Below are 20252 nucleotides of genomic sequence, written 5' to 3'. Positions count from 1 at the left end.
CCGGTTTGTCTCAGCCCGCGATCAGATCGGCGGCCTTCTCCCCGATCACGACCGCCGGTGCGTGAGTGTGCCCGCGGATGATGGTCGGCATGACCGAGGCGTCGGCCACCCGCAGCCCCTCGACCCCGCGCACGCGCAGTTCCGGGTCGACGACACTGCCGGCGTCGGTGCCCATCCGGCAGGTGCCGGTCGGGTGGTACAGGGTGTGGCTGTACCAGGTCAGCGCCTCCTCGAGCAGGTCGTCCAGCTCGGCCTGCGCCCGCTTGGGCTGCAGCAGCGGACCGAGTTTCGAGCCCAGCGGCTCGGTGTGCAGGATCTTGTGCACCAGCCGCAGCCCCGCCAGCATGGCGGCCCGGTCGACTCCGCCGGGATCGGAGAGATAGCGCGGATCGACCAGCGGCGCCGCCGCCGGATCGGCGGACCGCAGCGTGACCGTGCCCCGGCTCTCCGGCTTGACCAGCACCGTGCCCAGCGCGATACCGTGCCCGGTGAAGGTGCCGATCCCCTCCTCGTAGAACGGCGCCGGACCGAAAACCAGCTCCAGATCGGGCAATTCGAGGTCCTTGCGGCTGCGCACGAAACCGTACGCCTCGCCCACGTTCGAGGTGAGCATGCCGCGTTTGCGGGTCAGATAGTTGATCAGTTGCAGCGGCTTCTCCGCGTCGGCCAGGGTGCCGCCCGCGACGCCGTACCCGAGCAGCGCGGTGAGGTGGTCGCTCAGGTTGGCGCCCACCTCGGGCGCCGCGGCCACCACCGGGATTCCCTGCTCGGCCAGCAGATCCGGCGCGCCGATGCCCGAAAGCTGCAGCAGCTGCGGCGAATTGATCGCACCGCCGCAGAGCACGACCTCCTTCTTCGCCCGGACCACCGCAACCTCATCCCCGATGCGGTACTCCACGCCGACGGCGCGGGTGCCCTCGAAGATCACCCGGGTGACCAGGGCCCCGGTGATGACCTGCAGGTTGGGGCGCCCCTTCGCGGGCTTCAGGTACGCGTCGGCGGTCGACCAGCGCGAGCCGTTGCGCTGGTTCACCATGGTCTCGGTGAACCCTTCGGGCTCTTGGATATTCGCGGTCTCAAGTTGGAATCCGACCTTTTGCACGGCCTCGAGGAAACGTGCGGTCCACTCGTTCGGGTTGCGCTGGCGCGAGATGATCAGCGGGCCGTCGGTGCCCTGGTCGGGTTCGGTGGTGCCCTCGACGGCCTCGATCCGGCGGAAGTACTCCACCACGCTCTCGAAACCCCAGCCCTCACCCGCGGCGTCGGCCCAGTCGTCGTAGTCGGCGGCGAACCCGCGCACCCACATCATGGCGTTCATCGACGAGGAGCCGCCGAGCATCTTCCCGCGCGGGTACAGGATCTGCCGGTCGTGCAGTTGCGGTTGCGGGGTGGTCAGGTACTTCCAGTCGAGGTCGCTGTGGAACAGCTTGGAGAATGCGGCCGGAATGTGGATGAACTGGTTCTTGTCCACCGGTCCGGCCTCGAGCGCGACCACCTCGTACTGCGAGCGCTCGCTGAGCCGGGCCGCCACGACAGCGCCCGAGGAACCGGTGCCGACCACGACATAGTCGGCGGCGGGCGGTACGTACGTCATCTTCTGATCCTTTTATCCCGTTCAGCCACGCAGTGCGGAAGCGAAAATGGCGGGCAGCCGCGACCAGCTCGGCGCGACCGCGAATTCGGCCAGCAGACGCCCGGTCTGTCCGGCGGTCTTGTTGGTGACGAACCACGGCGGCTTGGGGGCCAGCGTGAACTCCCGGTTGACGATCGAGCGCGGCGCCGGCCGGAACGGCCCGCGCACCACCGTCCGCTGGACGCGGTCGATGAGCAGGGCGTTGTGCACGACGCCGATCCCGCTCTGCACGTCGTCGATGGTGTGGCCCGGGAACGCGCCCCAGGAGGCGGTCGGCGTCAGGTAGGCGACCGCGGTCCAGGCGTTGATCGCGACGGTGCCGTACCGCAGCGACTCGATCACACCGTCGAAGTCGGTGCCCAGCTCGCCGAGAGTCGCCGGGTGCGCCACGATGTTGACGCCGAGGGTGCCTACACACTTCTCGTTGGCGAATTCAGCTGCCGCGCGGGCGAATTCGGCGCCGGTGCCGGGCAGTTCCACCACACCGAGCACGGGCGCGAAGTACTCGGTGTTCAGCAGCGGCTCACGGCCCGCCGGGTCCAAACCGGTCACCAGGACCCGCTCGCCGGACGCGCCGAGGTTCTCGGCGGCGGGATAGTTCACCCGCGCGACGGCCACCCGCTCGTCGCTGCCCGGGTAGTAGGCCGGCCGGGCCGGCGCGTTCGCGATCGCCTTCTCCAGTTCTGCGAGGAACCGATCCTTCTGGTCCCAGTCCGCGGAGACGACGACGGCCTGTGCCGCGACGCAGTTGTAGCCACCGTTGTGCAGTCGCTGGGTGGCGATGTGTTCGGCCTGGAACGTCAGGTCCGCGGCGCTCCACCGGCCGGGCAGCACCAGGGTCGGCGAGACGCCGCCCAGTTCACTGCTGATCGGCTTGTCCAGCAGCGGTGTTCCGTGCAGTTTGCGCTCGATGCCGTCGGTGCCCGGGCCCCACACGATCGCGTCGTGGGTGGCGGCGCTGCCGGTCATGTGCACCTGGGTGACCGACGGGTGCTGCACCAGGTAGCCACCGACCTCGGCGCCGCCGGTGAGGATCCGCAGCGCGCCCAGCTCGATCAGCGGTGCCAGCACCTTTTCCAGCACCGGCAGCAGCGGGTCGGTGATCGGGTTCAGCTTGAGCGCGACGACCCGGTTGTCGGCGATCAGCTGGTACAGCACGTCCAGCGGCGCGATGGAGAAGATGTTGCCGGCGCCCAGGACCGCGGCGATGCCCTGGGTGCGTTCCGGTTCCTTCTGTCCCAGACCGGCATTGACGCGGGCCGCGGCCGAGCTGACGCCCCGCTCCAGCCACACCTCGGCGGAGTACCCGTTCAGCAACAGCTTGTCGAAGATCGACATCGGCAGGACCTGGACGGTGACGTGGTCGCCGGCGGCGCCGAAGGTGGCGCCCTCGAGCGGGCTGCGGCCGGCGGCGAGCGCGTCGAGGGACTCGGCGAGCGCGCTCAGTGCGATGGCCAGCACGTACGGCCCGGAGATCCACTCCTCGCCCGCCAGTGGCGATTCCGGGTCCAGCCCCTTGATCCCGAGCGCGGCGGTGACCCACTCCTGGGCGTGCGTTCCGGTCAGATCGCGCATCCGGCGTAACAACCGCGCCCGTTCGGCCAAAGGTATTGCGGCCCAGCGCTTCTCACCTTCAGCGAGCTCGGAGAGTGCTTGATCCACTGCGGCGTGCGAGGAGGAGGTGCTGTCAGTTACCACGAGGGCTCCGTGTCGAGTCGAGGGTTCGCGGACGGCCGTGGCTCACCTGCCGATGCGTGAGCCGTCGGCGCCCAACCTTACCGGCCGGTCACCAGAAGGGCAGCGGACTGGCGGCACGCCGCTGTGCAGCGGCAATTGTCGTCTCACCCGGGAAACTGTCACAATTCGTTCGACGGAAGCCACAGCTGACGAAAGGCCGCGTCATGTTTGTGCGTGTCTTCTCCTTCTCGTTCGTAGTCGCCGCGTTCGCCCTGCTGGTCGCGTACGTGTACGGCGGTCCGCAGGCCGTGGTACTGACCGCGGTCCTCGGCATCCTCGAGGTGTCACTGTCGTTCGACAACGCGGTGGTCAATGCGACTGTGCTGCAACGGATGAGCGATCGATGGCAACGCCTGTTCCTGACCGTCGGCGTGCTGATCGCCGTTCTCGGTATGCGGCTGCTGTTCCCGCTGCTGGTCGTCGCGGTGGGCGCCCACCTGGACCCGATCCGCGCGCTCGACCTGGCGCTGGACCCGCCCACCGACGGCAGCCCCACCTACGTCTCGCTGCTCACCGACGCCAATCCGAAGATCGCCACCTTCGGCGGCATGTTCCTGCTGCTGTTGTTCCTGAACTTCGTTTGCGCGGAACGGGAGACGACCTGGTTGTCCTGGCTGGAACGGCCGCTGGCCCGGCTGGGCCGGTTCCAGATGTTCCCGGTCGTCGTGGCGCTGATCGTGCTGGTGATCACCGCCGGCCTGGTCGCGCCCGACAACAAGGCCGACGTGGTGATGGTCGCCGGCGTACTCGGCATGGTCACCTACTTCCTGGTCGACGGTCTCGCCGACCATTTCGACTCCACCGCCGACTCCGACGAGGCGCCGGCCGGGGCCCGCAAGCCCGCCTCGGGCACGGTTCTGGTCGGCCGGGCCGCCTTCTTCGGCTTCCTCTATCTGGAGATGCTGGACGCCTCGTTCTCGTTCGACGGTGTGGTCGGCTCGTTCGCGGTGACCGCCGACCCGATCCTGATCGCGTTGGGGCTGGGCCTGATCGGCGCCATGTTCGTCCGCTCGATGACCATCTACCTGGTCCGCACCGGCACCCTGGACGAGTACGTCTATCTCGAGCACGGCGCGCACTGGGCGATCGGCGCGCTGGCCCTGGTGCTGCTGTACTCCACCGGCAACCACGTCGACGAGCTGGTCAGCGGCCTCATCGGCGTCGCGATCATCGCGGCCGCCTTCGCCGGCAGCATCGCTTACAACCGGCGGCAGCAGCGCACGCTCGACGCCCCCACCACCGCGGTGGAACTGCCCACGGCCGAGGTGGAATCCGTCCACCCTTGATCCGCCCCGGCCGGCCGTTCCGGACCGGGTCCAGCTGCCAGGACCCCGACGGATGCCGCCGGGGATCCGACCGCCGCCGCACCGGGCCGCCTCGCGGCCGACCCCGGAACTGCCCGTGCGACGACCCGGATGCCCAGCGGTCGGACCCGAAGCCCTAGCCCGCCGGGCGGCCGGTTCGTCCCGCGCCGAGCGGCGGCCGCCCCGGTCCTAGTCCAGCGCTTCGTAACCCAGCACCAGGTCGTGGGTGGTCTCGGCCCCCGCGATGGCGACTCGGCTGGTGACGACCGGGTAGCCGCGCGCGACCACCGTGTACACCCCTTCGGGCAGGTCGGGTACCAGGTAGTGGCCGAGTTCGTCGGTGTGGGTGCGGGCGATCAGCTCGCCCGTGGCATCGAGCACGGTCACCTGCGCATCGGCGACCGCCCGGCCGTCCGCCCACGCCGCACCCTCCAACACGGCCATCGGCGCCAGCTCGAGATCGTGTCGCAGCAGCCCGGTTTCGGGGACGACGAGCGTCCCGGCGGCCGGGCGCATGTGGTCGGCCACCGCCACCAATGTGTAGGTGCCGGAGATGATTCCGCGGCAGGTGTAGTAACCGTCCGGCCCCGTGACCGCCGCGCCGACCACCTCACCGTGCAGATCGGCCAGCGTGACGGTCGCCCCGGCGATCGGTTCGCCGCCGCCGCGCACGACACCCGACAGCTCGCCCGCCCCGGCCAGGGTCACGTCGATGGCGTGCGGCCGTTCGCCGATGACCACGTTCACCGCGGTGGGCTGGTGGCCGGCGGCGGCGGCAATCAGCACGTAACTGCCGGGTTCCGGTGCGGCGAGGGTGAATTCGCCGTCGGCGCGGGCGGTGTCGCGCGAGACCTGGTGTCCCCGTGGATCGATCAGGGTCAGTGCCGCGCCCGGCACCGGATTGCCGTCCTCGCGCTGCACCCGCCCGGCGAACCACGGCCCTTCCGCGGGCGGCTGCCCGAGCGGGTCGTAGATGAAATCGGTTGCGCCACCGGTCAAAGCGGCCGTGACGGTGAGGGGGTCCACGGTCTCCCCGGTCTGCGAACTGTGCGGGCCGAAGCTCAGGACCGCGTGTTCGTCGGTCGGATAGTCGGGCACCTGGGCGAGGTTCAGGTAGGCCACGTCGGTGTCGTCCGGGTCTGCCATGTCGCTCTCCTCGGGGTCCGGCTCGGGCTCGGTGTCCGCCTCCGGCACCACGGTGGACTCGGCGACCGCCGTGAGCGGGACATCGGGTTCGGTCTGCTCGTCCGGCTCGGCGGGGCCGTCGTCGGGCAGGTCCCGATTCGGCGAATCACCCCCGGCCACAATCTCGTACACGTACTCGCCGGATTCCACCGGTTCGAGGTCGACCGGTTCGGCCGGTTCCGGCGCCGGTTCGGCCGCGGGCGCCGCGGCGTCGCGCAGTGGTATCTCGCGCATGAACACGAGCACCACGCAGGCCAGTACGGCCGCGGCCGCACCCGCGTAGAACACCGCGTGTAGCGCGTCGGTGAATCCGATCAGGATCGGCCGCCGCAACTCCGGCGGAAGTGCCGCGATCCCACTGGTGTTGCTCTGCAGGCCGTTCAGCCGGTCCGCGTCGAACCCGGGTGGCAGTGCACCGCCGAACGCGTGCAGGATCTTGCGCGGCAGCAGGTTGAACAGGATGGTGAGGAACACCGCCACCCCGAGGGTGCCACCCATCTGCCGGAAGAAGGTCGCCGTCGCGGTGGAAACGCCGAGATCCGCGCGCGGTCCGGCGTTCTGGGCGGCGATGATCAGGGTCTGCATGCATCCGCCGAGCCCGAATCCGATGATCGCGCTGTAGCACAGCGGCTGCCAGACGGCGCTGTCGTAGTGCACGTGCGCGTAGAGCAGCGCCCCGAGCGCGATCACGGCCGTACCGGCGACCGGCAGGAACTTGTACCGGCCGGTGACCTTGGTGATCTGCCCGGCCAGCTGGGAGCCCACCATGATCCCCAGCACCAGCGGCAGCATCATCAGGCCCGACTTGGTCGGTGAGTATCCGCGCACCACCTGCAGGTACAGCGGCACCATCGAGATCGCGCCGAACATGGCCACGCCGACGACGAACCCGCCGGCGATCGTCACGGCGAACGTCGGATCGGCGAACAGCCGCAACGGGATCAGCGCCGAATCCTCCATCAGCTGCTCGATGATCAACAGAATCATCAGGCTCGCCGAGCCGATGCAGTAGCAGAGCACCGCGCGCCGCGAGGTCCAGCCCCAGGTGCGGCCCTGTTCGGCGACGATCAGCAACGGCACCACGGTGAAGGCCAGCGCGATCGCGCCCGGCCAGTCGACCCGCTGCTTGCGCGGCACGTGCGCGAGATTCAGGCTGCGCGACACCACGAACAGCGCGAACAGCCCGATGGGCACGTTCACCAGGAACACCCAGCGCCAGCCGGCCAGACCGCCCAGGTGCTGGTAGTCGGAGAAGAACCCGCCGAGCACCGGGCCCAGCACGGTGGACACGCCCCACACCATCATGAAGTAGCCCTGGTAGCGCACTCGTTCGCGCACCGGGACCAGGTCGCCGATGATGGTGAACGCCAAGGACATCAGGCCACCGGCGCCCAGTCCCTGGAAGGCGCGGAAGCCGGCCAGCTGATACATCGAGGTGGCGAAGGTGCATGCCGCCGAGCCGATCACGAAGATCCCGATGCTGATCAGGTAGCAGGGTTTGCGGCCGTAGATGTCGGCCAGCTTGCCGTACAGCGGGGTGCTGATGGTCGCGGTGATCAGGTAGGCCGTCGTTACCCAGGCCTGCTTGTCGAAACCGTGCAGGCTGTTGGCGATCCGGACGATGGCGACGCTGACGATGTTCTGGTCGAGCGCGGCCAGGAACATCCCCAGCAACAATCCGGACAACACCGACAGGATCTGCCGGTGCGACAGCGTCTTCGGGCTGGGAGCCGGCACTTTCACCGGCTCCCGGGTGAGCGTATTCGTCATGGTGAGGCCCTGTTTCAGTCGGCTGTGCGTGAAACGTGCGTGAGTAACCGTGAACGAAAAACGAATGCCTAGCGGGTCGCCATCCATCGCGCGACCGGGTCGTCATGGGGTGCGCGGAGGCCTCGGCCGCCGCGCACGACGGGGTGCAACTATACCCAGCACATCCGGAGCACCAACCTCCGCCTGGTGCATCTTCCGGGCCGGAGGCGGCAGCGGAGCGTAACCACGCAGGCCCAGCGGCCGGGCGGCAGCGGATACCGCCCGGGTATCTCAGCCTTGCTGGCGCGCCCCGGACCCGTTACGGAAGAACAGGATCGACGAGCCGAAGCCGGACGCTCGCGACGATCCGGTCTGCCGGATTCCGCTCAGCGGCAACTCCGTGACCTTCGCGAACAGGCTGCTGTTGCCGAAGGCCGAACGCACCTGGGTCTCGGACGCGTAGTCGGCACCGAAGTCGGCCAGTGCCGCGAAATTCAACGGCGCCAGCGCCGTGTCGAGCGCCGCCTGCCCGGCCGGACGGCCCAGCGCGGCGTACTCGGTGGCGCGGCCGTCGTCGTAGCGGCACAGCTCGTAGGCGATGTTCTCGGTGGCGTTCACCGCGATCACCGGCCAGCGCCGCGACAGCCGCCGCGCGAGCGGGTTGCCACCGACGGGCGTGAGTTCCCAGTGCAGGCTCTTGACCGCGATCCAGCCGCCGGACCGCTCCAGCAGCACGACGTCGGCACCCAACACGGTGCCCGAGTTCAGCTGCGGATCAGGTGCGCGCCAATGGGATTCGTGTCCGTTGCGGACGGTGTCGGATTCGGTCAGGGCGGCGCCGTCGGCCGCGTATGCCGCGATCACCGCGTCGCGCACCTTGTTCAGCGCGTCCGGGTCGGTGCAGCGCACCCCGAGTGCCCCGAAGGACGACGAGATCTCCACCGGTTTCGACGGCGGATCCGCGAGCGCACCGGCGGCCAGCGGCTTCAAGCCGACCAGGCCGAGCTTCCAGTTGATCTCCTCGATGGTGGTGAGGTCACCGTCGGTCTGGTACAGAATGCCCTGCTGGGTAAGGTAACCGGCGCGATCCAGCGTCCGGCAGTCCAGTTTCGCCAGCGCTTTCGCGGTCTTGATCGTGAAATCGAGTTCCTCGACCGGGGTCTCGCGCAGCCGGGTGGTCATCTCCGGCGAAGTCCACGCGGCGTACCGCTCGCGGTACATGGCCAGCGCCTGCTTACGGCCGCGGCCGATCATCAAGGTGCGCAACAGCATATTGAGGCTGGCCAGGTATCGCGCGGACTGCTCGGGATTGGCCGCGAACAGCCCCGCGCGAATGCGCACGGCCTCCTCGCTGGCTGCCACCGCAGCGTCCGGGTCCATCCGGCACAACCACACACCGCACTTGGACAACCCGTCCGCGCACACCCCTGCGGCGGCCGGATAGCGCTGTGCCGCATAGCGATACGCGTCGCAGGCCTGCCGGATGGTGTTGGTCGCCAGTTCCCGGTGCCCGATCACCCGGGTCGCCTGCTCGAACAGCCGCAGCGCCTCGGTCAACGCACCGGCCTCCCGCGCCGAGGCGGAACCGTGCGCCAGCCAGTGCAGGCGGATCAGCACGGCTTCCTGCGCCGGTTCCAGCGCGGCCGCCGCGCCGGCGCGCGCCGATTCCCCGGCGCCGGTACCCAACTGGGCCCGGGCCAGCGCGGCCAGCGACGCCGCCAGTTGCAGTCCGGTCTCCGGGGACCGGTCGACCGCCGCCCGGCGGTCCAGTGCCACCTGCTCGGTCAGCTCCCGGAGCTGCTCGTCGAGTGTCTGTTCACCGACCGCACCGGACTCCATGCCTATCCCAACTCCCGTGTACCGAAAAACACGGTCGTCGAAGGGACGGATCGTGCCGTGCCGAGTCTGCCACAGTTGCTCGACGCGGGTAGTCAGAGCAACCAGTGCGGGCGCCCACTGTCGGGTACCAGATGCCCCGCCCGCACCAGGGTGAGGTATGCGGCCCGCTTGTTGCGGCAGCCCTCGACGGTGCATTCGGTGTGCAGCTGCATGACCCGGTGGGCGTCCGCGACGGTCAGTTCCCCGACCGGGTGCGAATGTGCTTCCACCGCCATGATTTCCGCGAGCGAGTACTCCATGTCCGTCCTTCCGGCGTAGCCGGGCGAAAGGCCTGCTGTGACTCGAGATTAGCTCACCGAAAGCGCTGGTGAACCGGGACAGTTCCCGGACAACCGCATGTCAGCGCGGGTGCGGGCACCGCCGGGGGCCGGGATCCACGGTGTGGAACCGGCTCCCGGCCGGTCACACCGCGTCGGGGAAATCCTGCTGCTTGTAGCCACCGCGCAAGGTGCCCGCGATATAGGCCGTCTTGCAGGCCCGCCGGGCGATCTTGCCGCTGGACGTGCGCGGAATCGACCCCGCCGGTACCAACAGCAGATCCCGCACCGCCACCCCGTGCCGCTCGGCGATCGCGGCGCGGACGATCTCCATGATCGGCTCGGCCTCGATCTTGGCCGCCCCGGCGCCACGTTCGGCCACGATGACCAGTTGCTCGGAATCGCCACCGCCGGACAGGTGTGCGGGCAGTTCCCGGGCCGTCACCGAGAACGCCGCCACGAAACCGGGCCGCAGGGCCGGTGACGTCTCCTGCGCGGTCAGCTCCAGGTCCTGCGGGTAGTGGTTGCGGCCGTCCACGATCACCAGATCCTTGACCCGGCCGGTGATGTAGAGCTCGCCGTCGTAGTAGGCGCCGTAGTCGCCGGTAGCCATCCAGTGCCCGTCCGCGGGCACCCCGGCCGCGTGACTGTCGGGCTGCCGCAACGTGATCCGGTTGTGGAAGGTCGCGGCGGTCTCCTCGGGCTTGCCCCAGTAACCGCGGCCGATGTTCGCTCCGTGCAACCAGATCTCGCCGACTTCACCGTCGGCGAGTTCGACACCGGTGGCCGGGTCCACGATGACCGCCCACTGCGACCGGGCCACGTACCCGCACGACACCTGCGCGACCGCGTTCGCGGCGTCCGCGTCGACCGCGACCATCCGGCCGGCGTTGAGTTCCTGCCGGTTCACGTAGACGACCTTGGCTTCGTCCTCGGCCCGGGTGGCGGAGACGAACAGCGTGGCCTCGGCCATCCCGTAGCAGGGCTTGATCGCGGTCTTGGACAACCCGAACGGGGCGAAGGCGTCGTTGAACTTCTTCATCGAGGTGACCGAGACCGGCTCGCTGCCGTTGATCAGCCCGATGACGTTGGACAGATCCAGGTCCTCGTCCGGCCGGGGCAGGCCACGCACAGCGGCGTGCTCGAACGCGAAGTTCGGTGCCGCCGCGTAGGTGGACAGGCCGCTGCCGTCGGCGGCCAGTTCCTTGATCCACCGGTAGGGCCGGCGCACGAAGGCACTGGGCGACATGATCGTGATGAATCCGCCGAGCGCCGCCGGAATGATCACGCAGAGCAGGCCCATGTCGTGGAACAGGGGCAGCCAGGTCACCCCGCGGGAGTTCTCGTCGATACCGATGGCGTCGACGATCTGCAGCAGATTGGTACCCACCCCGCGGTGCGTGATCTCGACACCGGCCGGGGCGCGCGTGGACCCGGACGTGTACTGCAGGTACGCGACGGAGTCGAGGTGGATATCCGGCGGCACCCAGGCCGTGCCGACGCTGTCCGGGATCGCGTCCACGGCGATGATCCGCGGGCGGCGGGCAACCGGCGTGTCGCGGAAGAACTCCCGTACCCCGGCCGCGGCCGACACCGTGGTGAGGATCGCCTTGGGCTCGCAGTCGCCGAGCACGGCGTGCAACCGGTACGTGTGGCCCGGCTCGGCCGGGTCGAACAGCGGCACACCCACGGTCCCGGCGAAGACCGCCGAGAACACGCCCACTACGTAGTCCAAGCCCTGCGGGGCCAGGATCGCCACCCGGTCACCCACCTCGGTCACCTGTTGCAGCCGGGCCGCGACCGCGCGCAGGCGGGTCGCGAACTGCTGCCAGTTGAGCTCGGAGGTCACACCGTCACGTTCCCGTGAGTAGTCGATGAACCTGTAGGCCAATGCTTCGCCATTGGCGCGGGAGTGGTAGTCGACCAGCTCCAGCAGGGTCACTCCGTTGTAGATGTGAATATTGCCCTGCTCGTCAAGATAATCTTCGAAAGTCTCGCCGATCATTTCCTATCCTCTTTCGCGCGACGGCACGACGCCGTGCGATGACCGAAGGATCGACACCGGATCCCAGACACTAGCAGCCGAACACCTACAGCGGTCAGTATCTGCCGAAGGCAAGAGCGACATTGTGCCCGCCGAATCCGAAGGAGTTGTTCACGGCGTAGTCGATACGCCCGCGTCGGGGCTCACCGTGTACGACATCCAGGTCCACTTCGGGATCCTGATTGTCCAAATTCAATGTAGGCGGAATAATTTCGTCCCGAATACTGAGGACGGTCAATACGGACTCGAGCGCGCCGACCGCACCGATCGAGTGCCCCAATGCGGACTTCGGCGCGTACACCGCCGCATGCTTTCCGATAGCCGCGACAATCGCATTGGCCTCGGCGGCGTCCCCGATCGAGGTTGCCGTCGCATGCGCATTGACGTACGCGATGTCCTTTTTCGTCAATCCGGCTGTTTCCAGCGCCCGGGCAATGGACCGGGCGGCCCCGCCGCCGGTGGGATCCGGGGCGACCAGATGGAACGCGTCGGAGGTGACCCCGACGCCCATCAGGCGGGCGTGGACGCGCGCTCCGCGCGCCCTGGCGTGTTCCTCCGATTCGATCACCAGCATGGCGCCGGCTTCCCCGAAGACGAATCCGTCCCGGTCGACGTCGAACGGCCGGGAGGCGCCTTTGGGGTCGTCGTTGCGCTGGCTCATGGCCCGCATCATCGAGAAGGCCGCGATCGGAATCGCCTGGATCGAGCCTTCTACGCCGCCGGTGACGACCACGTCGGCATCGCCCATCACGATCATCTTCCAGGCGTTCGCCACCGCCTCCGCACCCGACGAACAGGCCGAGACCGGTGTGGAGCACCCCGCTCGGGCGTTCAGCTCCACACCGACCACGGCGGCCACGCCGTTGGGCATGGTCATCGACACGGTGTTCGGCGGTATGTGCCGGTATCCGCCGTGTCGAATGCGCTTGTGGCCCTCGAGCCAGACCTCGACACCGCCCAGGCCGGTGCCGATCGAGACGCCCAGCCGATCGGGATCCACTGCTGGAGAACCGGCCTCGGCCCAGACCTCCCGACCGAGAGCCAGTGCCATGCGCTGCACGTAGGACATGGTCCGGACCTCGGTGGCGGAGAGCGACACGTCGGGCGACACCTTCAGGTGGCCACCGATGCGGACCGGCAGCTCCAACTGGTCGACGAAATCGTCCTCCAGTACGTCGATACCGCTCTCACCGTTGAGCAGACCCTTCCAGGTCGCGTCGACATCTCCGGCGATGGATGTGGTGGCGGCCAGGCCGGTTACGACGACGGACGGATACTCGGCTCGGCCTCGACTTGCGTTCATCGATCGGGCTCACTTTCACAAGGCAACAGTGTCCTTCTGGTGCAAAACGAACGAGCTCGCGTAGACCTATTCTTGCGCATACCAAGTCGACTACGCACAGTCGCCGAAACGCCGTGTGGCGCAACCAGCTACATAACAGGAAAAGCGGTCAATCGGTACAGCGCGGCCGGTGGACGCGTGCCCCCGGAATGGCGGGTCCCCAAGGCGCCGTGCGCTCACCGTCCCCGAAGGTCTACATTATCTGCGGGAGGCCGCCCCGGTTTCGGCAAGGACACGCAGTCACTCGGGCGCGAAAGGCACTCTACCGGTTCGATCCAGCGTCACCGAATGCACGTCAGTCGATCGAGGAAGGCACATCCTGTGTCCAGAAACCTGACCAAGCTCGAAATGATGATGGAGTTGGAACCCGTTGTGGAGCGGGAGGTGAACCGGCACCTGACGACTTCCAAGGAGTGGTTCCCGCACGAATACGTGCCGTGGGCCGAGGGCCGGAACTTCGCCACGATGGACGGAACCGATTGGGACCCTTCGCAATCCGAACTCAGCGACGTCGCCCGGGCCGCGCTCGTCACCAATCTGCTCACCGAGGACAACCTGCCCTCCTACCATCGCGAACTCGCCGAGAACACGTCGCTGGACGGCGCGTGGGGCACCTGGGTGGGGCGCTGGACCGCGGAGGAGAACCGCCACAGCACCGCCATTCGCGACTACCTGCTGGTGACCCGGTCGGTCGATCCGATCGCCTTGGAGAACGCCCGGTTGGGGTTCGTGAGCGACGGCTACAGCCCGTCCCACATGGTGCTCACCAGGGGCGGCAACGCCACGCATCTGATGGACATCGGGTTCCTACACACGGTGTCCTACGTGACCTTCCAGGAACTGGCCACCCGGGTGAGCCACCGCAACACCGGCCGCGTGTGCAACGACCCGATCGCCGACCGCCTGCTCCAGCGCGTCTCCGCCGACGAGAACCTGCACATGATCTTCTACCGCAATCTGCTGCAGGCGGCGCTGGATCTGACGCCGGACCAGGCGATGTCGGCGGTCGCCGACATCCTGTTCGTGTTCGAGATGCCCGGTGCCGGGATGCCGGATTGGCGCCGCAACGGTGTTTTGATGGCCAAACACGGCATCTACGATGTGCGGCAACACATCGAGGAAGTCGTCATGCCGGTTCTTCGGAAATGGAATATTTTCGAACGCAATGATTTCGGCGAAGTGGGCGAGCGAAAGCGCGACGAACTGGCCGCCACCCTGGCCAAGCTGCACAAAGATTGCGCGAAGTTCGAAGAACAGCGGGATCGCGCACTCGCCCGCGAGGCAAAACGCCGGGAGACCGTGGGCGCCAATCTCTGAGGATTTGGTTGCAATGTGGCCTCGAGCGGCAGGCCACATTGCCCGAAAGTAGCTATTGAGTGCACACTAGGTGCATGACCGCATCGATCGATCCTGCAGTCGCCCGGAAGCGTCTGGCCCGGGCCACTACATCGGCCGGCGGCGTGCACTTCTCCTGGCGGGTGGACGACCCCGAACGCCAGGCAAAGCTGCGCACTCTGCTGAGCCGCCTGCATCCCGAGAACAATTGAACCGACTCGTTTCCCGGGCCCCTGCCCGGGAAATGCCTTATACGGCAAGTCCGACCAGGTGCCCGATCCCGAAGGTGACGGCCATCGCGAGCGCGCCACCGACGAGAACTCGAATGGTGGCGCGCCGCACCGGCGCTGCGCCCAGGCGCGCTCCCGCCGCACCGGTCAGGCCCAGCGCCACCAGCACGGCCGCCACGGTGATCGGCAGGCGCACGGTGGTGGGGGTCAGGATCGCCAGCAGCGGCAGTAGCGCCCCGAGCGTGAACGACAGCGCCGACGACAGCGCCGCCGCGACCGGATTGGTCAGGTCGGTGGGGTCGATGCCGAGTTCTGCCTCCGCGTGGGCGGTGAACGCGTCGAATTCGGTGAGTTCCTCGGCCACCTTCCAGGCCGTGGCCGCGGACAGCCCCTTACCCTCGTAGATGGCCGCCAGCTCGGCCAGTTCGGCCTCGGGCTGTTCGGCCAGCTCCCGGCGTTCCAGATCGAGCACAGCGCGCTCACTGTCGCGCTGTGTACTGACCGAGACGTATTCACCGAGCGCCATGGAAACCGCGCCCGCGACGGTACCCGCGATTCCGGCGGTGAGAATGGCCCGGGAATCGGTGGTGGCCGCGGCGACACCGACGACGATGCCCGCTACCGACACGATTCCGTCGTTGGCGCCCAGCACTCCCGCACGCAGCCAATTCAGCCGGCCGGACAGACCACCTGTGCCGCCTAGTGGTTCGGAATGGGTGAGCGTCGCGGTTGTCTCATCGTGCACGGCGTCGACGTTACGGACTGTTTCGGTTCGTTTCCAGCCATGGAAGCCTTACCGAAATGAGGTTTACCTGCGTGAATGCCTTATACGACACCGGCGGGAACGACCCAGTGCGTCGCCTGCCCGGTGTGCTCGGCGATCGCGTCGAAATCGGCGTTGTAGTGCAGCACAGTGAGACCCAGGTCCTGGGCGGTGACAGCGACGACCAGGCTGGCGATCGAGGTGGCGTGGTCACGCGCCCGGCTGGTCAGCACGGCCTGCAGCTCGGAGGCGCGGTCCCACAGGTCTTCCGGGGTGTCCACCCATTCCAGGGCCTCGTTGAGCATGGTCTTCACCCGCACCCGGTCGGCGGTGGTCCGTGCCGAGGAGAGCAGTTCCAGTTCGGTGACACCGCACATCGACACCAGTGCCCGGTCCATCATGGGTACCAGCACGTCCCGGACGGGTGCGAGATGCAGGCGCGCAAGAGCACTGCGGTCGACCAGGTACCCGTTCACCACCGGCCCTCCTCGTCGTCCTCGGTCAGCAGGGGTGAGAACGCGCCGCCTTCGGCGAGCAGCACCAGCCGGCGCACCGAGTCGATCCGGATCACTTCGCGCAGAGCGGCATCGATGGTGTCGCGGAGGGTTTCGGTACCCAGGACCTCTTTGGCCCGGTTCACCTTCGCCATGTCCACGTCGACGCTGGTTTTCGCCATCCAATCCTCCTGATGTCGGGGGTCAGGATATCGGGATATCCGTTGTACGCCAAGGTGGATGTCCGCCTGCCGGAGGGTATCCGGGCGGCGCGGCGTGCGCCGAAATCGGGCCCAATCACGGTTCGGCGGAACCGTTTTCGCGACTGACCGGCCCGTCACGCAATCCTGCTCCTAGACTCGGCCGGGTGGACGCGGTCATCACAGAGGTCGCCGTCGAGGGCAAGCGGCTCATCGACGACGCCTGGCTGGGCAGAATCACCCGCGATCAGGCTGTGCACATGTTCGTCCAGGTCGGTGACGGCCTGGTGGCACCGCAGACCGCGTGCGACATCGTCGACGACGGCTTGGCTTGGCTGGACGCCCACTCGGCACGACTACGCCTGCTGGGTTGGTGTGCGCTGCTGGAACTCCCGGTCTTCGGCGGGCTGGCGATCCTCGGCGTCGCCACCGGCGATTTCGTGGGTGCCGCGCTGGCGCTGATCCTGCTGGCGGCGCTGCAGTACGTCCACCATCGATTCGCGCCGTACCCGACCCCGATCCGCGCCCGGCGCCGGGTCTGAGTCAGCGGGCGCCTTCCAGCTCCAGCAGTCGCCGTTTGGCGGCCAATCCGCCCGCGTAGCCGGTCAACTGCCCACCGGCGCCCACGACCCGGTGACAGGGCCGCACGATCAGCAACGGATTGGCCCCGACCGCGGCGCCCACCGCGCGGGCGGCGGTCGGACGGCCGATCCGGGCGGCGATCTCGCGGTATCCGGTCGTCGTGCCGTACGGGATGCGATCCAGCTCGTGCCACACCTGCCGCTGGAACTCGGTGCCGGGCACCGCGAACTCGGATCCGAATTCGATCCGCTCACCGGCGAAATACGCGGCCAGCCGGGCCACGACCGGGGCGAACGCGCTCGCGTCGGACACCCAGTCGGGCTCGATCCGCACCGCCGGGCCACCGGGCAGGGCCAGCCCGGTCAGGGCGATCCCCGATTCGGCGGCTGTACCGGCCAGCAGCAGTTCGCCCAGCGGGCTCGCCCACGTGGTGTACCGGGTCATAAACGTCCTTTCCGCATTCGGGTCGCACGCCCGCACCACTACTGTGTCCCGCGGGCGCCCAGAGTACTGGCGGGAATACGCCAGGAACGTCCCGCTCGGCCGAACCGGACACCGCACATCGGCTTCTCAGCGGTGGTAGGTACGGTTCGACCCGTGCGGGTGCTGCGTGCTGTGGTCGTCGTCCTCGTCGCCCTCACCGTGCTGACGGCCGGGATCGTGGCGGCGGGTTGGCCGGTATACGTCTCGCCGCAGATCGACCTGCTGCGCCGCGCCGACGCCATCGTCGTGCTGGGTGGAACCGCCTACGCCCGGTTCGATCTGGGCTTGGACCTGGCGCAGCGCGGATACGCGCCGGAACTGCTCATCTCCCGGTCGACCGGTGCGGACGACTCGGTGATGGACAAGTACTGCGACGGCGGATTCAGCTTCCACGTGGACTGTTTCGTCCCCGACCCGTGGACCACCCAGGGCGAGGCGCAGGAGATCGCGCGACGGGCGGCTGCCCAGCACTGGCGGCACATCATCGTGATCACCAATACGCCGCACGTGTCGCGGGCGCGCTACATCGTGGGTAAATGCTTCCACGGTGAGCTCACCATGATCGCCAGCCCCGCGGAGAAGGGGCTGCGGTACTGGTCGTGGATGTACGTCCGCCAGTCGGCCGGGTACGTGCGCGCGCTGCTCACCCCCGGCTGCTGATCCGCGGTCCGCCCGACACCGGTGCCGCCCGGCCCCTATGCTCGAACCTGCCGCCGCGGCAGGCGGTTTCGGCTGCGGGCCGGCACGCGGAGAGACAGGCGAGGATGCGGATCGGCGAACTGGACCGGGCGGGCGACGCGGAGCTCACCGCCGACGTGTGCGTGATCGGCTCGGGCCCGGCCGGAATCACCGTGGCCAGCGAACTGGCCGGTTCCGGACTCGCCGTACTCGTCCTGGAAAGCGGTGGGCGGCAGGAAGATCCGGCGGACGAGGAGCTCAACGACTACGACAACGCCGGCGCCGCCCGGGCCACTCCCCTGCAGAGCGCGCGCAACCGGATGCTCGGTGGCAGTACACACACCTGGAGCGGGCGCTGCGGCTACTTCGACGACATCGACTACGCACCGCGCTCCTGGGTCCCCGATTCCGGCTGGCCGATCGGCGCCGCCGAGCTGCGGCCCTACCTGGATCGCGGTGCGCGGCACCTCGGCCTGGGCCCGGGCAGCGGGTTCAACGACGACGCGTTCTGGGCGCTGGCCGGGCGCGCGCGGCCGGCCGGTGAACTCGACGCCGAGCTGCTGCGCCCCTACTTCTGGCAGATCAGCCGGGACCCCGTGGACCGGTTCGACTGCCTGCGGCTGGGCCCGCACCTGGCCGAGCGGACCGCGCCCGGTGTGCGAGTCCTGTTGCACGCCACAGTGACCCACCTGACCACCGATCCGGCGGGCGGCCGGGTGCACGAGGTGGAGGTGACCGGCGCAGACGGGCGGGTCCGGATCGTGCGCGCCCAGCGGTTCGTCCTGGCGGCCGGTGGAATCGAGAACGCGCGCCTGCTGCTGGCCTCGCGGCGGATCGTGCCGGCCGGGGTGGGCAATCGACACGACCGGGTCGGGCGCTATCTGATGGACCACCGCTGCGGTGTGGTCGCCACGCTCGGGCCCACCGGCGACGTCGGGCGTTTCGGCAAGTACGTGGTCCGCACCGCGCAGGGATCGCACACCTTCCTGCACGGCGTCGCGCTGTCCGAGGCGATCCAGCGGCGCGAGGAACTACTCAACTGCGCGCTGTGGTTCCAGGAGGTGCCGAGCGCGGACGACCCTTGGGACTCGGTCAAACGGCTGCTGCGCGGCCGCGGTGACCGGCACGATCTACGACGCGCGGTGGCCGATGCGGGACTGCTGGCCCGCGGGGCGCGCCGCCGATTGTTCCAGCACACCGGGCTGCCCCGGCGGCTCGATCGAATCGAGTTGCGCTGCATGCTCGAACAGCCACCGGACCCGGACAGCCGGATCACCCTGTCCGAGCGGACCGATCGGCTCGGCCAACCGGTCGCACGGATCGACTGGCGCACCCATCCGGCCGAGGACCGCACCGCGCGGCGTGCCGCGGGCCTGGCCGTCGCCGAGTTCGCCCGGCTCGGCTGTCCCGCACCGGAACTCGCCGACTGGGCGCGGCCGGGCTCGGAACTCGCGGTGCCCCTGACCGATTGGGCGCATCCGACCGGAGCCACCCGGATGTCGTCCGATCCGCGACACGGTGTGGTGGATGTGAACTGCCGGGTGCACGGGGTCGAAAACCTGTACATCGCAGGCAGTTCGGTGTTCCCGACCGCCGGACACGCCAATCCGACCCTCACTGCCGTCGCCCTCGCGGTACGCCTGGCCGACACCCTGAAGGCGCTGTCCGGAAGGTCATGATCAGCCGGAATGCGTTGATGTCCAAGTGTTATCACTGTGACACCACACCGAGGTGCCGTCGCGCCACCGTGAGTTATGGCTATCGGAAAGGCCGTTCTCACCATCACGATGGAACTCGAGGCCGGCAACGCGTCGATGATGACGCTGGGAAAGATGCTGGGGCCCACCGGCGTACCGGTGATCGAGGTCAAGCGTAGGTACGACGCCGCCACAGCCGGGCAACGCGGGGAGATCGTCCCCGCGGTCGTCACCGTCGACGCGCGCAAGCGCTGGTCGCTGCGGCTCAAGACGCCGCCCACGGCCACGCTGATCCGCGCCGCCGCCGGCCACGCCGGTTCGGCCCGGCCGGGGCACACGACCGCGGGCACCATCACCCGCGCTCAGCTGCGCCGGATCGCGCTCCGCAAACTTCCCGACCTGAACACCACCGACGTCGAGGCCGCCATGCGGACCGTCGCCGGTACCGCGCGCTCGATGGGCATCGCGGTCGTCGACTGACCACGACCGCGGCGCGCGACACGCCCAGCCGAGCCGCCGTGCCGAACGGAGTCGAATTTCGAACACATGTTCGATAGACTCCACCGGCGAGGAGATCGGTCGACTCGGCGATCGCGGACGGTGGGTGACCGGCGGGAGTTGTCGGACCCTCCTGCCACAA

At 68.6% G+C, this 20252-nt stretch carries 18 protein-coding genes; 7 read left to right on the top strand and 11 right to left on the bottom strand.

Annotated features, from left to right (window positions below; all coding sequences use genetic code 11):
• Positions 1 to 10 precede the first annotated feature (10 nt).
• Both EBN03_RS11420 and EBN03_RS11415 read right to left on the bottom strand, forming a co-directional pair.
• Positions 11 to 1594 carry a GMC family oxidoreductase gene (locus tag EBN03_RS11420; RefSeq protein WP_122187967.1) on the bottom strand — a complete coding sequence of 528 codons (1584 nt, stop codon included), beginning with the start codon at positions 1592 to 1594 and terminating at the stop codon, positions 11 to 13.
• A gap of 21 nt (positions 1595 to 1615) precedes the next feature.
• A complete protein-coding gene (locus tag EBN03_RS11415) occupies positions 1616 to 3331 on the bottom strand; it encodes an aldehyde dehydrogenase family protein (RefSeq protein WP_199742741.1) in 1716 nt (571 codons plus the stop codon).
• A gap of 203 nt (positions 3332 to 3534) precedes the next feature.
• Between EBN03_RS11415 and EBN03_RS11410 the strand changes: the two genes are divergently transcribed.
• Positions 3535 to 4656: a DUF475 domain-containing protein gene (locus EBN03_RS11410; protein ID WP_122187965.1), complete on the top strand. Its 1122-nt coding sequence runs from the start codon at positions 3535 to 3537 to the stop codon at positions 4654 to 4656.
• A gap of 207 nt (positions 4657 to 4863) precedes the next feature.
• Here EBN03_RS11410 and EBN03_RS11405 read toward each other — a convergent pair whose 3' ends face one another.
• From EBN03_RS11405 to EBN03_RS11385, 5 genes are all read right to left on the bottom strand, one after another.
• Positions 4864 to 7629 carry an MFS transporter gene (locus tag EBN03_RS11405; RefSeq protein ID WP_158675595.1) on the bottom strand — a complete coding sequence of 922 codons (2766 nt, stop codon included), beginning with the start codon at positions 7627 to 7629 and terminating at the stop codon, positions 4864 to 4866.
• Between the two features lie 270 nt (positions 7630 to 7899).
• A complete protein-coding gene (locus EBN03_RS11400) occupies positions 7900 to 9447 on the bottom strand; it encodes a hypothetical protein (RefSeq protein ID WP_122187963.1) in 1548 nt (515 codons plus the stop codon).
• 92 nt (positions 9448 to 9539) lie between these two features.
• Positions 9540 to 9746, bottom strand: coding sequence for a hypothetical protein (locus tag EBN03_RS11395; RefSeq protein WP_233608320.1), 207 nt, complete (start codon positions 9744 to 9746; stop codon positions 9540 to 9542).
• Positions 9747 to 9909: 163 nt separating this feature from the next.
• On the bottom strand, positions 9910 to 11769 hold the full coding sequence (gene fadD32 / locus EBN03_RS11390; protein ID WP_199742740.1) for a long-chain-fatty-acid--AMP ligase FadD32: 1860 nt from the start codon (positions 11767 to 11769) through the stop codon (positions 9910 to 9912).
• Positions 11770 to 11863: 94 nt separating this feature from the next.
• Positions 11864 to 13111, bottom strand: coding sequence for a KasA/KasB family beta-ketoacyl-ACP synthase (locus EBN03_RS11385; protein ID WP_122187962.1), 1248 nt, complete (start codon positions 13109 to 13111; stop codon positions 11864 to 11866).
• Positions 13112 to 13471: 360 nt separating this feature from the next.
• Here EBN03_RS11385 and EBN03_RS11380 point away from each other — a divergent pair, with 360 nt between their 5' ends.
• Positions 13472 to 14467 (top strand): acyl-ACP desaturase, encoded by a 996-nt coding sequence (locus EBN03_RS11380; RefSeq protein WP_122187961.1) that lies wholly within the window; start codon positions 13472 to 13474, stop codon positions 14465 to 14467.
• Between the two features lie 74 nt (positions 14468 to 14541).
• On the top strand, positions 14542 to 14697 hold the full coding sequence (locus tag EBN03_RS34090; RefSeq protein ID WP_158675594.1) for a hypothetical protein: 156 nt from the start codon (positions 14542 to 14544) through the stop codon (positions 14695 to 14697).
• A 37-nt stretch (positions 14698 to 14734) separates the two neighbouring features.
• On the opposite strand, the gene EBN03_RS11375 is transcribed toward EBN03_RS34090, so the two are convergent.
• From EBN03_RS11375 to EBN03_RS11365, 3 genes are all read right to left on the bottom strand, one after another.
• Positions 14735 to 15460, bottom strand: a complete 726-nt coding sequence (locus EBN03_RS11375; protein ID WP_122187960.1) for a VIT1/CCC1 transporter family protein — start codon at positions 15458 to 15460, stop codon at positions 14735 to 14737.
• A gap of 80 nt (positions 15461 to 15540) precedes the next feature.
• Positions 15541 to 15957 (bottom strand): PIN domain-containing protein, encoded by a 417-nt coding sequence (locus tag EBN03_RS11370; protein ID WP_122187959.1) that lies wholly within the window; start codon positions 15955 to 15957, stop codon positions 15541 to 15543.
• Positions 15951 to 16154 (bottom strand): DUF2191 domain-containing protein, encoded by a 204-nt coding sequence (locus EBN03_RS11365; protein ID WP_122187958.1) that lies wholly within the window; start codon positions 16152 to 16154, stop codon positions 15951 to 15953. The genes EBN03_RS11370 and EBN03_RS11365 overlap by 7 nt, the downstream gene beginning before the upstream one ends.
• 185 nt (positions 16155 to 16339) lie before the next feature.
• Between EBN03_RS11365 and EBN03_RS11360 the strand changes: the two genes are divergently transcribed.
• Complete coding sequence (locus tag EBN03_RS11360) at positions 16340 to 16714, top strand: hypothetical protein (protein ID WP_122187957.1); 375 nt, start codon at positions 16340 to 16342, stop codon at positions 16712 to 16714.
• Position 16715: 1 nt separating this feature from the next.
• Here EBN03_RS11360 and EBN03_RS11355 read toward each other — a convergent pair whose 3' ends face one another.
• Positions 16716 to 17198 carry a methylated-DNA--[protein]-cysteine S-methyltransferase gene (locus EBN03_RS11355; protein ID WP_122187956.1) on the bottom strand — a complete coding sequence of 161 codons (483 nt, stop codon included), beginning with the start codon at positions 17196 to 17198 and terminating at the stop codon, positions 16716 to 16718.
• A gap of 159 nt (positions 17199 to 17357) precedes the next feature.
• Here EBN03_RS11355 and EBN03_RS11350 point away from each other — a divergent pair, with 159 nt between their 5' ends.
• From EBN03_RS11350 to EBN03_RS11340, 3 genes are all read left to right on the top strand, one after another.
• On the top strand, positions 17358 to 17897 hold the full coding sequence (locus tag EBN03_RS11350) for a YdcF family protein (RefSeq protein WP_325052074.1): 540 nt from the start codon (positions 17358 to 17360) through the stop codon (positions 17895 to 17897).
• A gap of 104 nt (positions 17898 to 18001) precedes the next feature.
• On the top strand, positions 18002 to 19594 hold the full coding sequence (locus EBN03_RS11345) for a GMC oxidoreductase (RefSeq protein WP_122187954.1): 1593 nt from the start codon (positions 18002 to 18004) through the stop codon (positions 19592 to 19594).
• Between the two features lie 75 nt (positions 19595 to 19669).
• On the top strand, positions 19670 to 20092 hold the full coding sequence (locus EBN03_RS11340; protein WP_122187953.1) for an uL11 family ribosomal protein: 423 nt from the start codon (positions 19670 to 19672) through the stop codon (positions 20090 to 20092).
• Positions 20093 to 20252 lie beyond the last annotated feature (160 nt).

The organism is Nocardia stercoris (assembly GCF_003696265.1).
Lineage (GTDB): Bacteria > Actinomycetota > Actinomycetes > Mycobacteriales > Mycobacteriaceae > Nocardia > Nocardia stercoris.
The sequence above is the reverse complement of the archived record's forward strand: the minus strand, read 5'-3'. Positions and strand labels throughout refer to the sequence as shown.

Excerpts from the sequence above, each read along its gene's own strand:
- EBN03_RS11385 (WP_122187962.1), bottom strand. The coding sequence starts at position 13,111 with ATGAACGCAAGTCGAGGCCGAGCCGAGTATCCGTCCGTCGTCGTAACC.
- EBN03_RS11355 (WP_122187956.1), bottom strand. The coding sequence starts at position 17,198 with ATGACCCGGTACACCACGTGGGCGAGCCCGCTGGGCGAACTGCTGCTG.
- EBN03_RS11405 (WP_158675595.1), bottom strand. The coding sequence starts at position 7,629 with ATGACGAATACGCTCACCCGGGAGCCGGTGAAAGTGCCGGCTCCCAGC.
- EBN03_RS11365 (WP_122187958.1), bottom strand. The coding sequence starts at position 16,154 with ATGGCGAAAACCAGCGTCGACGTGGACATGGCGAAGGTGAACCGGGCC.
- EBN03_RS11420 (WP_122187967.1), bottom strand. The coding sequence starts at position 1,594 with ATGACGTACGTACCGCCCGCCGCCGACTATGTCGTGGTCGGCACCGGT.
- fadD32 (WP_199742740.1), bottom strand. The coding sequence starts at position 11,769 with ATGATCGGCGAGACTTTCGAAGATTATCTTGACGAGCAGGGCAATATT.
- EBN03_RS34090 (WP_158675594.1), top strand. The coding sequence starts at position 14,542 with ATGACCGCATCGATCGATCCTGCAGTCGCCCGGAAGCGTCTGGCCCGG.
- EBN03_RS11410 (WP_122187965.1), top strand. The coding sequence starts at position 3,535 with ATGTTTGTGCGTGTCTTCTCCTTCTCGTTCGTAGTCGCCGCGTTCGCC.
- EBN03_RS11345 (WP_122187954.1), top strand. The coding sequence starts at position 18,002 with ATGCGGATCGGCGAACTGGACCGGGCGGGCGACGCGGAGCTCACCGCC.
- EBN03_RS11340 (WP_122187953.1), top strand. The coding sequence starts at position 19,670 with ATGGCTATCGGAAAGGCCGTTCTCACCATCACGATGGAACTCGAGGCC.
- EBN03_RS11395 (WP_233608320.1), bottom strand. The coding sequence starts at position 9,746 with ATGGAGTACTCGCTCGCGGAAATCATGGCGGTGGAAGCACATTCGCAC.
- EBN03_RS11400 (WP_122187963.1), bottom strand. The coding sequence starts at position 9,447 with ATGGAGTCCGGTGCGGTCGGTGAACAGACACTCGACGAGCAGCTCCGG.